Origin of the sequence: Bacillus cereus group sp. N31 (genome assembly GCF_016483245.1) — a bacterium.
Lineage (GTDB): Bacteria > Bacillota > Bacilli > Bacillales > Bacillaceae_G > Bacillus_A > Bacillus_A toyonensis.
The window spans coordinates 149,096-162,954 of sequence record NZ_JAEHCH010000005.1 but is presented as its reverse complement, the minus strand read 5'-3'; the positions used below and the strand labels follow the sequence as shown (position 1 = coordinate 162,954).

Sequence of the window (13,859 nt, the reverse complement as noted above, 5' to 3'; positions counted from 1 at the left end):
AGGAGGTGGAAAGATATGCTAGTCATAAGCGCAAACGAACAAAGAAACTTAGTAAATATGAACGAAGTCATTGCATACGCGGCGCTTGCTTTACAAGAATTTTCCGCAGAAAGAACAATCACACCAATACGTACTTCATTACCATTTGCAAGCGAACAAAATACGGCATTAATTATGCCTTCAGTAGCGGAAGGACTTGAGGCACTCGGCTTAAAAGTAGTAACAGTCGCCCCGCAGAACAAAAAGATAGGAAAGAAAACGATAAACGGGATTGTAATGCTATCAGACTTTCAAACGGGAGAACCACTCGCACTTTTAGAAGGATCGTACTTAACGATGATCCGAACAGGTGCCTTATCCGGAGTAGCAACAAAACATTTAGCTCGTCATAACGCAAAAACTTTATGTATTATTGGAACTGGTGAACAGGCGAAAGGAATTGCAGAAGCAGTATTAGCGGTTAGAAATATCGAAAAGGTCATTTTATACAATCGAACGGAAGAAAAAGCGTATGCATTCGCGCAACATATACAAACGACATTCGGCAAACCTGCTTACGTTTATAGAAATCCAAATGAAGCGATAAGCGAAGTAGACATCATCGTCACAACAACAAATGCATCCACACCAGTCTTCTCAGAAAAACTACAAAAAGGTGTCCACATAAACGCCGTCGGTTCATTCAGACTGAGCATGCAAGAACTACCATCTCACGCCATCGCGAACGCAAACAAAGTAGTAGTCGAATCAAAAGAAGCAGCATTAGAAGAAACGGGCGATCTTCAAGTGCCAATAAAAGAAGGTTTATTTAAAGCTAGCGACATACACGCCGAACTTGGTCAAATTATAAGCGGTGAAAAAGCTGGTAGAGAGAATGAGGAAGAGATTACTATTTTCAAATCAGTTGGCTTGGCCGTAGTAGATATTATCGTTGCGAAGTATTTGTATGAGAAAGCGGTGGAGCGTGGGATAGGGAATAGGATTGAGTTTTGAGGCTGCCTTTTGGTGGTCTTTTTTTGTTTATAATGCGTGTACACGTATCAAATGCAAAAGCTAGGGTTAAAGGACGTTCACAAGCAGTTGTCGAGCTTCTTTGCATGGGAGAGCTCGAATTATAAGAAAGCAGCCGACTTTTATACAAAGAGTCGGCTGTTTTTTGTTTCATGCTCTATATGAACGATAGTAATGTCTCGTACATAAATAGGTAGTGAGGAAGGGATATGTTTAAAGTGTTTCAAAGTTCAATTGAAGAAATTATTGTTCATCCTGAGGGGGAAGATTGATATAACATACACAGAAGTGATGGTTGAATGTCTTTGTATGGTTTATATAAAAAGTCATCAAGCTTGACTATTATTTGTTATAGTTAATATAAAAAGAGGTTAAGGATATGAAGTGGATAATTTCAGCAAACCCGAAAAAATATGACGTAGTAAGTGCTTTTAATCAATATGATTATATTGATTGGAGCCAAAGTGCAAATCACGAAGTTGGGGATGTTATTTACATTTACTGTTCGGCTTTTATAGGGAAAATAAAATTTAAGTGTATTGTGGAAGATGTGAATATACCATGGGGGAAAATTAACGGTGATGATGGGTTTTGGATAGATAAAGAAGATTATCAAAAGGCAAAAACAAAAAAATTTATGCGCTTGTATTTACAACAACAGATTGAGTCTGATGACTTAGCTTTTGAAAAGTTAAGGGAAAACGGATTGTTAGGTAATATTCAAGGTCCAATGAAATTAGAGTCAAAAGTCGATTTACTAAGCTATATTGAACGGTGCTTTAATGAAGATTGTTCAAAATCAGTTTATCCAGATGAAGTGCCAGAACAATTATCTATTATGGAAGGACATCGAAAAACAGTAATCGTTAATCAGTACGAGCGTAGTGCTGTAGCAAGAAGGAAATGTATTGAACACCATGGTTGTTATTGTCATGTTTGTCATATAGATTTTGAAAAACAATACGGTTCTTTAGGCAAGGGATTCATTCATGTTCATCATAAAATACCACTTAGTGAAATAGGGAATGAGTATGAGGTGGATTATGTGAATGATTTGATACCAGTTTGTCCTAATTGCCATGCTATGCTTCATAGAAAAAGTATGAATGGTTCCTTTTTAACGCCTGAAGAATTGAAAGTGTTAATTAATAAGTAATTTAAGCTGGGGGAATTGTAGATGTTATTTGAAGGGGAAGTAATTGAGTTTGTATGTAATTATTTAGCTGAGCATGATTTTGAAATCATCCAAAAATTAAGTACGAAAGAACAAGGTGATGATATCGTTGCGTTGAAATCAGGGATGAAGTTAATAATTGAAGCGAAGGGTGAATCAAGTTCTAACAAGAATTCGAATCGTTATGGGCAACCATTTAATTATAGTCAAGTAAAGACGCATGTTGGGGTAGCCGTGTATAAAATATTGGAGATTTTAACAAGGGAGATGAATGATGGTAATGCTGTGGTTGTTGGGATAGCATTACCAAATAATGAAAATCATAGAAAATGTGTTACTAAAATCTCGTTAGCCATTAAACCGTTAAATATAGTTTTGTTTTGGGTTAATGAAGATGGAAGTGTTGATATTGAAGGGAATTTAATTTGATATTAGAGAACGACTAGATTAGATACTGAATAATTTTTTTGTATAAGAAAGCAGCCGATTTTTATGCAAAGAGTTGGCTGTTTTTTATTTATTTAATACTCTAAAGAGATACATCTTAAAGAATATAAGATATTTATGTTCAAAACGCTTTGGTAATCAGGATTTCCTGGTTGTATATGTAAAAAACATACTAGTATCTAATTAGAGAAATGAATTTGGAAAATAGATTAATTTTAATTAGACAGGGATAATTATGGGATATTCAATACAATAAAGAAGTTATTTTCTATGCTCAGATCAGTTTATTATGGGTTAAATTAATAAATTTAAAACTTTCTACATATACGAAAAAGTTTGACAATACATACTGGTAGTGGTAATTTAAAACTTATAAGAAAACTCGGGATTAATTCCGAGTTTTCTTATGGGTATAAACAGTTCGAGGGGGCCGAAAGATGAAACGGAAGTTATTTGCATTACCATTTGTCCTAATACTACTTATTGCATTAGCGGCTTGTTCTGGGGAAAAAGATTCTTTGAAGCAAGCGGGCACTAGTAAGTCAGGGAATCCGAAAGATGGAGGGACGTTAACGATTGGTGTTAGCGATAATCCAGATACGATGAATCCGCTTTATGCGAACGATCGTGTGTCATTAACTGTGCAGCAAGCTTTATATGCGCCGCTATATCACATGGAAGACGGTAAGAAAAAGTTTGTTCTTGCTGAGAGCTTTACGCCTTCAGAAGATCAATTAACGTGGACGTTGAAATTAAAAGATAATTTAAAATGGCATGATGGTAAGAAAATTACATCAGACGATATAGCATTTACATTCCAATCTATTTTAGATGAGAAGCAAAATAGCTCAAGTCGTGAAAATTTTATTTTTAAAGGAAAACCGCTTGAGGTGAAAAAAGTAGATGAGTTAACGACTCAATTTGTTTTACCGCAAGTAAGTGCATCTTTCGAAGGTGTAATGAATGATTTCTTCCCAATTCCGAAACATGTATTTGAAGGGGAAGCAGATTTAGCGAAGAGTACGAAAAACTTACAGCCTGTTGGATCAGGTCCGTTTAAGTTTAAAGAGTATAAATCAGATGAGTACGTTGCATTAGATCGATTCGATGATTATGTAGGTGGTAAAGCTAAATTAGACTCTATCGTATACCGCGTTGTAAAAGACCGTAATACAGCAAATGTTTCACTGCAAAATGGTCAAATCAACATGAAGATGATTGAGCCGCAAGACTTTAAGAAATTAGATAGCACTGGGAACTTCTCAATGGTGACATTCCCTGAAGGTAGATTATTCTACTTATCTTATAACATGAATACAGATTTGATGAAGAAAAAAGAAGTGCGCCAAGCAATTGCGCATGCGTTAGATAAGAAAGAAATGATTAACTCAGCGTTCGTTTCAGGTGAATTTGCAGAACCAGCAAATTCAATCTTAACGCCAGACGCTATGTATTATGCGAAAGATATTAAAGACTATAAGTATGATAAAAAAGAAGCGAAAGATTTATTAGCAAAAGCTGGCGTGAAAGATAAAGAAAAAGTACGAGTTATGTATGTAACGAATAATAAAATTATGGAAAGCTTAGCGTTATATACACAACAAAAATTACAAGAAGTTGGCTTACAAGTTGAACTAAATGCATTAGATGCTAGTGCGGCAAGTGAAAAAGGCTTAGATAAAGAGAATAAAGAATATGACATTACATTTGGTGGTTACATTATGGGACCTGAGCCAGATTCATATAAGAGTTTATTCTTAAGTAATGCAGAATACAATTATGCACGTTATAAAAATGCTGACTTCGATAAGTTATGGGAAGAAGCTGCAGTTGAAACTGATAAAACAAAACGCGCAGAACTATACCATAAAATTCAAGAGACAGCTAGAGAAGACGTACCTTATCTACCAATCGCTTATCCGAAAGCAGTTATTGCAGTAGATAAAAAGTTTGATGGATTGAAAGAAGCGAAAGCAATTCCTGTCACAATGTTTGAAGATCTATCTAAGATTTATGAAGTGAAATAAGAAACAGTAAAGAAGCTGGTGGAAATCAGCTTCTTTATCCCGCTTTAACGGGCAGTAAGACTCCCGCCTCAAAACTCGATGAATGCGAGGAAGTAGGGCGGGAGTCGTCGGATTGTCCGTTAAAGCCTAATTGGTGCAGGCTGATTAAAGTTTCGCTTTATCCTGAGGGGGGAAGTTTGTGTATAAAGTAATTGCAAAGAGGCTTTTAAATGCAATTCCACTTTTATTTGTTATTTCTATTATTTCTTTTCTATTAATAAAATTAGCGCCAGGGGATCCGGTTCGAAACTTTGTCACGCCGAATATGAGTCCAATTGACGTGGAGCGTATTCGCAAAAGTTTAGGACTAGATCAACCCATTTACGTGCAGTATTTTTTATGGTTGAAAAACATTTTAACAGGAAACTTTGGTTACTCACTTCAAAATCATCGTCCTGTTTTGGAACTTATCACAGAAAGATTACCTGCAACAATTGGGTTAATGGGATCATCTTTACTCGTCTCATTCGTAATCGCAATACCACTTGGATTATTTACAGGTGTGAAAAAGAATTCATACTTTGACCGCATTATAAACTTTATTTCATACGTTGGTATTTCTATGCCGGTTTTCTGGTTTGCACTACTATTAGTCTACTTATTCTCTTTAAAATTGAACCTACTTCCGAGTATGGGTATGCGCACCGTAGGTAAAGATTCTGTCTGGGATATTGTGCAACACGGCGTTTTACCTTGCATGGTGCTAGCGTTCCAAAACGTATCTGTTTATATGAGATATATTCGTTCAAGTACGATTCAGCAATTAGAAGAAGAATATGTACAAATTCAATATGCGTACGGCGCTTCAAAGAAAACAGTGTTATTTAATCACGTGCTTCGAAATGTATTAATACCGATCATTACAATTTTCGGATTATCGATTCCAAGTTTAGTAGGCGGAGCGTTTATTACGGAGACAGTATTCTCATGGCCAGGACTTGGTTCACTTGGGGTAAATGCTATTTTTAGATTTGATTATCCGATTATCATGGCAATTACATTACTATCATCATTCATGTTAATTCTCGGTAACTTAATTGCTGATATTTTATATGGCGTAGTAGATCCGCGCATTCGCATGAGGGGGTGATTTGGAATGAATAATAGGAGATTTCAAACGATAAAAAGTAGTTTTACAAAAAATAAGTTTGTAGTAATGGGAGTTATTATACTTTCGGTTTTAACGATCGCATCAATTTTTGCATTCGTATCGCCATACGATCCTAGTAAAATGTCGATTCCAGATCGTTTACAAGAACCGAGTTTAAGTCATCCTTTCGGAACGGATGATTATGGAAGGGATTACTTAACGAGGGCGTTATATGGCGGACGCGTTTCACTTGCGGTCGGTTTCCTTGCGATGGTTGTTTCTATTACAATCGGCACTGCAGTTGGAACAATTAGCGGATATTTTGGCGGAAAGTTAGACAACTTTTTAATGCGAGTTGTTGAAGTACTTATGTCAATTCCATCATTCTTTTTAATGCTACTATTAAATGCGTATTTAAAACCAGGAATTACGACGTTAGTTCTTATTATTGGATTACTAACGTGGATGGACACTGCGCGTATCGTAAGGGCAGAAACGTTATCTGTAAAAGAGCGAGAGTACGTTTTATACGCAAAAGTATCAGGACAAAAATCACTCATGATAATTGTAAGACATATCATTCCTAACATTTTATCAACCATTATAATCGCCGCGACATTAACTATTGCGACATCGATTTTAATGGAATCATCACTTAGCTTCTTAGGTTTAGGTATTAGAGAACCAGATTCTTCTTGGGGCAGCATGCTAAACAATGCGCAAGGATATATTGGTGAAGCTTGGTATTTAACACTCTTCCCAGGATTTCTTATCCTTTTAACGGTACTTAGTTTTAACGTAATTGGTGAAGCGCTTAAGAAAGCTTTCGCGCCAAAAGGAGCTGGACATGAAAACTAACGTGTTAAGTGAAAGGAGTGAGAAACGTGTCTGAAAAACTACTAGAAGTGAAAAATTTAAAGACTTCTTTTTTCATAGAAAGTGGCGAAGTTGAAGCAGTTCGCGGCGTTACATTCCGCTTAAATAAAGGAGAAGTAGTCGGTATCGTTGGGGAGTCTGGAAGCGGAAAGAGTGTAATGGCGAAGTCCGTTATGTCTCTCGTTACGTCGCCAGGGAAAGTGAAAGAAGGAGAGATTCTTTTTCATAATGAAAACATCCTTTCTAAATCTGAAAAAGAATTGCGTTCTATTCGAGGAAATCAAATTTCACTTATCTCTCAAGATCCAATGTCGGCGCTAAATCCAGTCGTGAAAATTGGGAAGCAAATGACGGAAGTAATTATACGACATCAAAAAGTGAAAAAGAAAGAAGCAGAGCAGATCGCGATCAACTTGTTAAAACAAGTCGGTCTTTCTTCACCAGAAGAAAGGGTAAAACAATATCCGCATGAACTAAGCGGCGGAATGAAACAGCGGGTGATGATCGCAATGGCGATGTCTTGTAACCCAGGCCTTCTCATTGCGGACGAACCGACGACAGCGCTTGATGTAACGATACAAGCACAAATACTAGATTTAATGAAAAACTTAAAAAACGAAACGAATATGGCGTTACTTCTTATTACGCATGACTTAGGAATAGTAGCACAAAACTGTGCACGCGTTATCGTTATGTATGGCGGACTTATTATGGAAGAAGGACCTGTACTTGATATTTTCCAATCGCCGAATCATCCATATACGAAAGGGCTATTAAACTCCTTGCCGAAAATATCGAACGGCGTAAAAGAGAGGCTCGCGCCAATTCAAGGTGTAACGCCAAACTTACTACATCCGCCGAAAGGTTGCCCATTCGCAGAGCGTTGTCCGCATAAGATGGACATTTGTGAAACAGAACGTCCGCCATATTTTGAAATCGGGAACGAAAGACGCTCTATGTGCTGGTTAAACGATGAAAAAGTAGGTGTTTCCCATGCGTGAAGAAAACTTAATTGAAGTACGGAACTTAAAAAAGTATTTTCCTATTAAAAAAGGACTATTCGGCAGAAAAACAGAGCAATTAAAAGCAGTCAATGACCTTAGCTTCACAATTAAAAAGGGTGAAACATTCGGATTAGTAGGAGAATCTGGCTGCGGAAAATCAACGACAGGAAGAAGTATCATTCGTTTACACGATGTTACTTCAGGCAACGTTTTATTCGATGGAAAAGATATCGCAAGCTTAAAGGAAAGTGAACTAAAAGAATATCGAAAACGAATGCAAATCATTTTCCAAGATCCATACGCGTCATTAAACCCGGCAATGAACGTGTTCCAAATTATTAGCGAACCGATGAACATTCACGGCTCTTACACAGCCGAAGAAAGAAAAGAAATCATTCTAGACCTACTCAAAAAAGTTGGCCTAAAAGAAGAACACCTATATCGCTACCCGCACGAATTTAGCGGAGGCCAAAGACAGCGAATTAGCATCGCGCGCGCACTATCTGTAAAACCGGACTTCATCCTATGTGACGAACCAATCTCAGCACTCGACGTCTCAGTTCAAGCACAAGTCGTAAACATGCTGCAAGACATCCAAGAAGAAACAGGCGTCACATACTTATTCATCGCACATGACCTATCTATGGTAAGACACATATCAGACCGAATCGGAGTCATGTACTTAGGAAACATAGTAGAAATTGCCGACAGCGAAGACCTATACACAAAACCGGCACATCCATACACACAAGCACTACTCTCATCCATGCCAGAACCAGACCCAACAAACGCAGGAAAAGAACGAATCATCCTAGAGGGTGAAGTTCCAAGCCCGCTCAATTCACCATCCGGCTGCAAATTCAGAACGCGCTGCAAATTCGCCACTGAAAAATGCGCGCAGGAAGTACCGAAGATGGTCGAGATTGCGAAGGGGCATGAGGTGGCTTGTCATTTGTTTTAGAGGGAGAGCACTAGGGGGGACCTGGTGCTTTTTTCTTTTGTGGTGGGGTGTGGGATTGGTTGTAGACTAATGGTCAGTGATTGTTTATAGTTGCATTTCCTGTTATATAATTTTCCTTATTTTTCAACTATAATTGTAATGATATGTTAGATTGTATATTTTATCCTTAATATATTTAATGGAAGGGGGACTCTCTATGAAATTGCTTCGTTCATTTCTCATTTTGACTCTTGTTGTATTGTTAAGCGCATGTAATACAGCAACAAAAGTCACAAAGGTTCAAAAAAATGGCGAAATGACTTTAACAATTGGTTCTTTGCAGGGGTATTACGATGTACAAACGCTTAAAGCTGAAAAAGGAAATGTGGAAATTCCTTATGAGGTAGCAGTTGAAGAAGGTACGATTTTATTGCAAGTCACAAAAGATGATAAGGTCATTTATGAAGAAGAAGTCACTTCTCAAAAAGAAGGTTTGCTTTCTTTTGAAGCGCCAAAACCCGGGTCATATGATTTAATTGTACGCGTGAAGGGTGAAGAAGAGAAAGCGAAAGGGATTCAAATACATACGAAGCTATGAAAAAACGGCAAGCGGAGTATACTCGCTTGCCGTTTCCATTTCCAGTTGGTTCTGGCATAACAAATGCTCATCAATTTTAAAAAGTAAACGTAAAGTAATTCTAAAATATACAATATTTCACTTTCGGCGATGTAATCTCTAATAAAAGATTCAATAAATTTCATAATATAAATAATTAATTCTAATCATTAAAAATCCTACTTTTTCTTACTTTAATTGTTTCTAAAATATAAAGAAGAATACCTAAACCAAATATTTTTTCAGCATTAGAAATATTATTACCTAATTTAATAATCGGTACATTTAAGCCAAATCTTTCACTCCATTCTAAAGGCATATATCCCCTCTTGCAGTTTATTAATATACGATCATCCATTGTATGAAAAGACGTTTCGAAAAAATCAAATTCCACTTCTATCTCAGAAATTTTTATCTCTTTTTCATTCATCAAAGAACCACGTACCATTCCAAATCCTTGTATCATATTTTCTTTAAACATACCTACACAATTATAATTCGAATCATAAATAGCCCAATCATAATTTTCAACTTCACTTTGAAAATATGCAAGAATTTCTCCATCACTTGCTTCCAATCCAAAAACTTCTTTATTTTTTAAAATAGGTAATGTTGAAGAAATCATCTTTGTTCCTGCTACATATCTTCCATCAGGAGTATATAAACCTAAATGTTTATTATTGCCGGGTAATTCTAACAAAACATAAGTATCAATATCCCAAAATGTTAAATCATTTTTAACTATATTTTTTTCTAGTAAATTTCCTTTTCTTAATTGCCAAAATCCAATACTAAAAAATACAAGAGAAGCTATAATAATTAAGATTACTGGTCCCCAATTAATATTACCCCAAGTATTATACATACCAATTAATCCATAAAGAAAAAGCCCAGTTCCAATTAAACACTTAAACTTCCCCTTTTTTTTATAATACTCAAATAATTCCACGCAAACACCTCTATCAGTTGGTCTTAATATTTCAATTATCCTTCAAATAGGGGTCACATTACCGAAAGTTAAAAATTGTATGCTAAGGGTGTAAAAACCTATTATAGCAGGTTTTATAGAGCATATAAGTCTATGTTGATGCTACCCCAATATAGACGTTATATTTGCCTTTATAATAAAAGAGGACGTGGAGTAACTTGATTATTCTTAATCATTCGACAAGATGCAACAATTTAAGATAGTATTTTTTGCTATGATAAGTAAGGAATTTACATATCGTGTTATTGGGGGATAAAAAGAGATGTTGAAAAAATTTACTACATGTATTTTAGGTGGCGCTTTAGTATTCAATTTATCTGGTTGCGGCAATACATCCGACAAAACTTCTTCAGAATCTAAAGAAACCAATTCTAAACAAGAAGAAAAGAAAGTGCAAACAACTGATGAGGCGAAAACGAAAGAGAATACAAAGCAGAAAAATACAGAACAAACAAAAGAGAAATCAAAAATAAAAGAAAAAGAGTATGCTGTAAACAAGGATTTTCATACGCCTAAATTTGATGTAACTGTAAAAAGAGTTGTAGAAAGAGATAAGGTTGGTAAAGAAAGTATAGGATTCCAAAAACCTGAAGATGGACATGTCTTTATTGTTGTAGAAGCAGAAGGGGAAAATATCACAAACGAACCGATGAAATTAGCCGTTTTACCATCAGTGGATTTAGTGGATGAAAATGATAATGCTTACCAAAGTGATGTGTTGGCAGCTAGTAGTTATGCGGTTGAAAAAGGCGAGACCTCTACTATTACTAAGGGATTAAAACCAGGGGAGGTAATGAGAGAAAGTAAAGTTTACGTGATTAATAAAGAAAAATTTGATACAGGAAAATGGTATGTAGTTGTTAACAATGAGTATAAGGAGCAAATTAAATAGTGTTTATTTATGAAGAGGAGATGGCTCCTCTTTTTTTGTTATAAGTTAACACAGAATTTCGTTATGAGGGACTACCTTTTGGTGGTCTTTTTTGCATAAAATCTTGTAAAGCAAGAAAAAGTAGAATATTAATATTCTAATATTCAATAGAAAGATAAAATATTTAAAAGTTCAAAATAATACATTATAATATATTTAGTAAAATTAACCAAAATATATTTTGCTTATTATGTATTAAAGGGGAAATGAAAATGGCTGGACAAATTCGTATGTCACCAGAGGAGCTTAAATCGAAAGCGGCTCGATATGGACAAGGTGCAAATCAAATTGAGGACATTTTAAGTCAACTACAAAACTTACAAAATGAATTAAGAGGAGAATGGGAAGGTCGTGCTTTCGAAGGTTTTGATCAACAGTTCAATCAATTAAAGCCAAAAGTACAAAACTTCGCACAGCTATTACAAGAAATTAATACGCAGCTTAATAAAACTGCAGAGGCTGTTGCTTCTCATGATGAAGAATTATCACGTAATTTCGGTTTGAAATAAAAATTGTCATACTCTATATAACAAGCATTTCAAATGAGCCATACAGCTTATATTGTATGGCTCATTTGATTGCATGCCTAGCGAGTGATATTGATAGGGATATATATTTAATGAGATTTCTTTGATGCGTTTGGAAAACTTATAGAAAGGGTTTGAAAGAATGGGACAATTTCAAAGTAATTTACAAACAGCAACGCAAATTGCTACGAAAATGGGATCAGCCTCTGATAGGATTCAAAGTGCAACCAGTCGTTCTATAACAAAGGCGACGCGTACAACACTATCTGTTAATTCCAAAGCACAAGAAGCGAATCAACAAATGTTAGATTTTACGAAACAATTTTCCACTGCCTTTCAACAAGCGGTCGATAATATTCATTCAGTAGCCCAAGAATTTGAGAGAATGGATAACGAACTTCACAATACTTTTCGCTAATGTGACAACCTACGTAAAGTAAAATAGTAGGAGGAATATGATGAGTCAAGATATTGAAAAACAAATTAATCAAGTAAATCAAAAGTTACGAAGTGTATTTGAAGAACAGGACCGAAATCAATCTGCGATTCAAGCTCAAGAACAAGCGGAAGCAGATTTTTATGAATGTAGAAGTCGAAATCGTCGTTTGTTTGATCGAATTTTAGGAACTTGGCATGGTGATAGAGAAATGTCTCAGTTTTTTATGAATACGTATCAAGATGCACAACATATTGAACGAAAAGTCACATTTGAATTGGAAAACAAAAAAGAAACGTTGCTTAAAGAAAGACGAGACCTTAATGATTTAGAAAACGCCCTTTCCTATCAACAACAACAATTAGCAAGGGAGGTCAATGCATGAGTTTAAATATGTATTTGGGAGAAGTACGAAGCCAAACTCAAAGCATGAATGCTGTATGTACCGCTACCATTCAAGGTATGGAACAAGCCATTCAGTCGATTGACGCTTTTGCAATTGATACTGTTCTACAAGGACAAACTTATAGCAGTGCAAAAGCATTTTTTGTACAAACCTTTCGTCCTTTAGCGCAAGGAATTATTTACTTATGTGAAGAGCTAATCCGTCAGAATAATGCCTTTCCAAGTCAATTTCAATCACAAGTAGCTCAGGCAGATGTTATTGAACAAGAAGTGTTAGAACAAATTCGAGAAATTGACCGAATGAAAACAAGTATGGAAGCTGTCAATCAAGCTATGCCAATGCCGGGTATGGATGCTATGGTAAATCTTTTTATTGTTATGAGGCAAAAACTACAAGAAAAGCTGGATCATTTGTATCAATTCAATCAGACCTCTAGTAATAATTATAGTACAGCACTTCAATTAGCAGCTAGTATTGCTGCAGGTCTTGCGGAAGTTCAAAGTGGGAAAGGGTTTAGTGTTGTCAGCGGTACATTTAGTACACAAGGATTGAATATGGATTGGACGGGGCCTATTCAAACAATTACAGAAGATAAAGCTCGTAAAGTTGATAATTTGATTAAAGAAAGAACAAAGCATGAAAGGTTAAAAAAGGATTCTGAAAAAGTGGATAATAATAAATTTTCTACTAAATTAAATAGTATTGTCAATAAAACTAGTAGTTCGGATAATCATAGTGTGTTTAAAAATTCTGGTGGATTAGGTGTAGAACCAGATAAAAAAAGTGGTGCTTTTGCGCAAGCTTTTAAATATGAAACGGATATACAGCTTCCTAAAGATATGGATACTTTTTCTAATGATTTAACATCTTTTAATAAAATTGGTGGAGAGGTTAAAGGAGCTGTTGTAGATGCTGGATTTAAAGTTGAAGATTTTACTATACATGAGCAATTGCTTAGAGCTGAAGTTAAAGCACAGTTTGGTGGGGGAATTGGTGGAGAAGCCAAGGCTGGGGTAACTTTTAATGATCTTGGTGTAGATCATGATTTTGGAAAGGCTCATATAAAAGTAGGAAATGCTGAAGCTGGTTTTGAGGCTAAAGATGGTCATATTGGTATTGGTGCGAAAGCAGATTTAGTTAAAGGTGAAGCAGAACTTAAAGTTCCTATTCCTTTTATTGATTGGAAAGTAGTTGTTGGTGGAGAGGCAGCTTATGGTAGTATTGGTGGAGAGGCTAAATTTGGATTAATGAATGAAATTGATGTTGGTCTTGGAATAGGTCTAGGAGTAAAGTTTGGAGTAGAAAAGGATTAAATAGTTTTATTTAATTAATGTTAGGAGGATAAAG

Annotated in this window: 15 protein-coding genes and 1 pseudogene; 15 read left to right on the top strand and 1 reads right to left on the bottom strand. The window is 35.7% G+C overall.

The window, feature by feature from the left end:
- The first annotated feature begins 15 nt into the window (after nt 1–15).
- From JDS81_RS10120 to JDS81_RS10075, 10 genes and pseudogenes are all read left to right on the top strand, one after another.
- Complete coding sequence (locus JDS81_RS10120; RefSeq protein WP_097953081.1) at nt 16–993, top strand: ornithine cyclodeaminase family protein; 978 nt, start codon at nt 16–18, stop codon at nt 991–993.
- Between the two features lie 32 nt (nt 994–1,025).
- Nucleotides 1,026–1,118, top strand: a pseudogene (locus JDS81_RS10115) (hypothetical protein); the annotation flags it as partial.
- A gap of 272 nt (nt 1,119–1,390) precedes the next feature.
- Complete coding sequence (locus JDS81_RS10110; protein WP_000871141.1) at nt 1,391–2,167, top strand: HNH endonuclease; 777 nt, start codon at nt 1,391–1,393, stop codon at nt 2,165–2,167.
- Nucleotides 2,168–2,188: 21 nt separating this feature from the next.
- On the top strand, nt 2,189–2,614 hold the full coding sequence (locus JDS81_RS10105) for a hypothetical protein (protein WP_097855049.1): 426 nt from the start codon (nt 2,189–2,191) through the stop codon (nt 2,612–2,614).
- A 455-nt stretch (nt 2,615–3,069) separates the two neighbouring features.
- A complete protein-coding gene (locus tag JDS81_RS10100; protein ID WP_097953082.1) occupies nt 3,070–4,659 on the top strand; it encodes an ABC transporter substrate-binding protein in 1,590 nt (529 codons plus the stop codon).
- 178 nt (nt 4,660–4,837) lie between these two features.
- Nucleotides 4,838–5,788: an ABC transporter permease gene (locus JDS81_RS10095; RefSeq protein WP_097953083.1), complete on the top strand. Its 951-nt coding sequence runs from the start codon at nt 4,838–4,840 to the stop codon at nt 5,786–5,788.
- A 6-nt stretch (nt 5,789–5,794) separates the two neighbouring features.
- Entirely contained in the window at nt 5,795–6,646 is an 852-nt protein-coding gene (locus tag JDS81_RS10090; protein ID WP_001065314.1) for an ABC transporter permease, read from the top strand.
- Between the two features lie 26 nt (nt 6,647–6,672).
- On the top strand, nt 6,673–7,665 hold the full coding sequence (locus tag JDS81_RS10085) for an ABC transporter ATP-binding protein (protein ID WP_097953084.1): 993 nt from the start codon (nt 6,673–6,675) through the stop codon (nt 7,663–7,665).
- The gene (locus tag JDS81_RS10080; RefSeq protein WP_142312908.1) at nt 7,658–8,629 is read left to right on the top strand and encodes an ABC transporter ATP-binding protein; all 972 of its coding nucleotides are present in this window, start codon (nt 7,658–7,660) and stop codon (nt 8,627–8,629) included. The genes JDS81_RS10085 and JDS81_RS10080 overlap by 8 nt, the downstream gene beginning before the upstream one ends.
- A gap of 196 nt (nt 8,630–8,825) precedes the next feature.
- Nucleotides 8,826–9,206 (top strand): BA_1872 family lipoprotein, encoded by a 381-nt coding sequence (locus JDS81_RS10075; protein ID WP_097953086.1) that lies wholly within the window; start codon nt 8,826–8,828, stop codon nt 9,204–9,206.
- Nucleotides 9,207–9,387: 181 nt separating this feature from the next.
- Here JDS81_RS10075 and JDS81_RS10070 read toward each other — a convergent pair whose 3' ends face one another.
- Nucleotides 9,388–10,173 carry an ABC transporter ATP-binding protein gene (locus tag JDS81_RS10070; protein ID WP_097953087.1) on the bottom strand — a complete coding sequence of 262 codons (786 nt, stop codon included), beginning with the start codon at nt 10,171–10,173 and terminating at the stop codon, nt 9,388–9,390.
- A gap of 301 nt (nt 10,174–10,474) precedes the next feature.
- On the opposite strand from JDS81_RS10070, the gene JDS81_RS10065 reads away from it, so the two are divergent.
- The 5 genes from JDS81_RS10065 to JDS81_RS10045 all read left to right on the top strand — a co-directional run bounded on the left by JDS81_RS10065 (nt 10,475) and on the right by JDS81_RS10045 (nt 13,825).
- On the top strand, nt 10,475–11,104 hold the full coding sequence (locus JDS81_RS10065; protein ID WP_097953088.1) for a hypothetical protein: 630 nt from the start codon (nt 10,475–10,477) through the stop codon (nt 11,102–11,104).
- 251 nt (nt 11,105–11,355) lie between these two features.
- The gene (locus JDS81_RS10060) at nt 11,356–11,652 is read left to right on the top strand and encodes a WXG100 family type VII secretion target (RefSeq protein ID WP_000918593.1); all 297 of its coding nucleotides are present in this window, start codon (nt 11,356–11,358) and stop codon (nt 11,650–11,652) included.
- Between the two features lie 160 nt (nt 11,653–11,812).
- Entirely contained in the window at nt 11,813–12,088 is a 276-nt protein-coding gene (locus tag JDS81_RS10055) for a TIGR04197 family type VII secretion effector (protein ID WP_097953089.1), read from the top strand.
- 40 nt (nt 12,089–12,128) lie between these two features.
- Complete coding sequence (locus JDS81_RS10050) at nt 12,129–12,491, top strand: DUF3958 family protein (RefSeq protein WP_000076126.1); 363 nt, start codon at nt 12,129–12,131, stop codon at nt 12,489–12,491.
- Nucleotides 12,488–13,825, top strand: coding sequence for a T7SS effector LXG polymorphic toxin (locus tag JDS81_RS10045; protein ID WP_097953090.1), 1,338 nt, complete (start codon nt 12,488–12,490; stop codon nt 13,823–13,825). The genes JDS81_RS10050 and JDS81_RS10045 overlap by 4 nt, the downstream gene beginning before the upstream one ends.
- The last annotated feature ends 34 nt before the right edge of the window (nt 13,826–13,859 follow it).

Bases quoted from the DNA above. Each gene is read 5' to 3' on its own strand.
- JDS81_RS10075 (WP_097953086.1), top strand. From the start codon at position 8,826: ATGAAATTGCTTCGTTCATTTCTCATTTTGACTCTTGTTGTATTGTTA.
- JDS81_RS10060 (WP_000918593.1), top strand. From the start codon at position 11,356: ATGGCTGGACAAATTCGTATGTCACCAGAGGAGCTTAAATCGAAAGCG.
- JDS81_RS10100 (WP_097953082.1), top strand. From the start codon at position 3,070: ATGAAACGGAAGTTATTTGCATTACCATTTGTCCTAATACTACTTATT.
- JDS81_RS10045 (WP_097953090.1), top strand. From the start codon at position 12,488: ATGAGTTTAAATATGTATTTGGGAGAAGTACGAAGCCAAACTCAAAGC.
- JDS81_RS10110 (WP_000871141.1), top strand. From the start codon at position 1,391: ATGAAGTGGATAATTTCAGCAAACCCGAAAAAATATGACGTAGTAAGT.
- JDS81_RS10050 (WP_000076126.1), top strand. From the start codon at position 12,129: ATGAGTCAAGATATTGAAAAACAAATTAATCAAGTAAATCAAAAGTTA.
- JDS81_RS10105 (WP_097855049.1), top strand. From the start codon at position 2,189: ATGTTATTTGAAGGGGAAGTAATTGAGTTTGTATGTAATTATTTAGCT.
- JDS81_RS10120 (WP_097953081.1), top strand. From the start codon at position 16: ATGCTAGTCATAAGCGCAAACGAACAAAGAAACTTAGTAAATATGAAC.
- JDS81_RS10065 (WP_097953088.1), top strand. From the start codon at position 10,475: ATGTTGAAAAAATTTACTACATGTATTTTAGGTGGCGCTTTAGTATTC.
- JDS81_RS10080 (WP_142312908.1), top strand. From the start codon at position 7,658: ATGCGTGAAGAAAACTTAATTGAAGTACGGAACTTAAAAAAGTATTTT.
- JDS81_RS10055 (WP_097953089.1), top strand. From the start codon at position 11,813: ATGGGACAATTTCAAAGTAATTTACAAACAGCAACGCAAATTGCTACG.
- JDS81_RS10090 (WP_001065314.1), top strand. From the start codon at position 5,795: ATGAATAATAGGAGATTTCAAACGATAAAAAGTAGTTTTACAAAAAAT.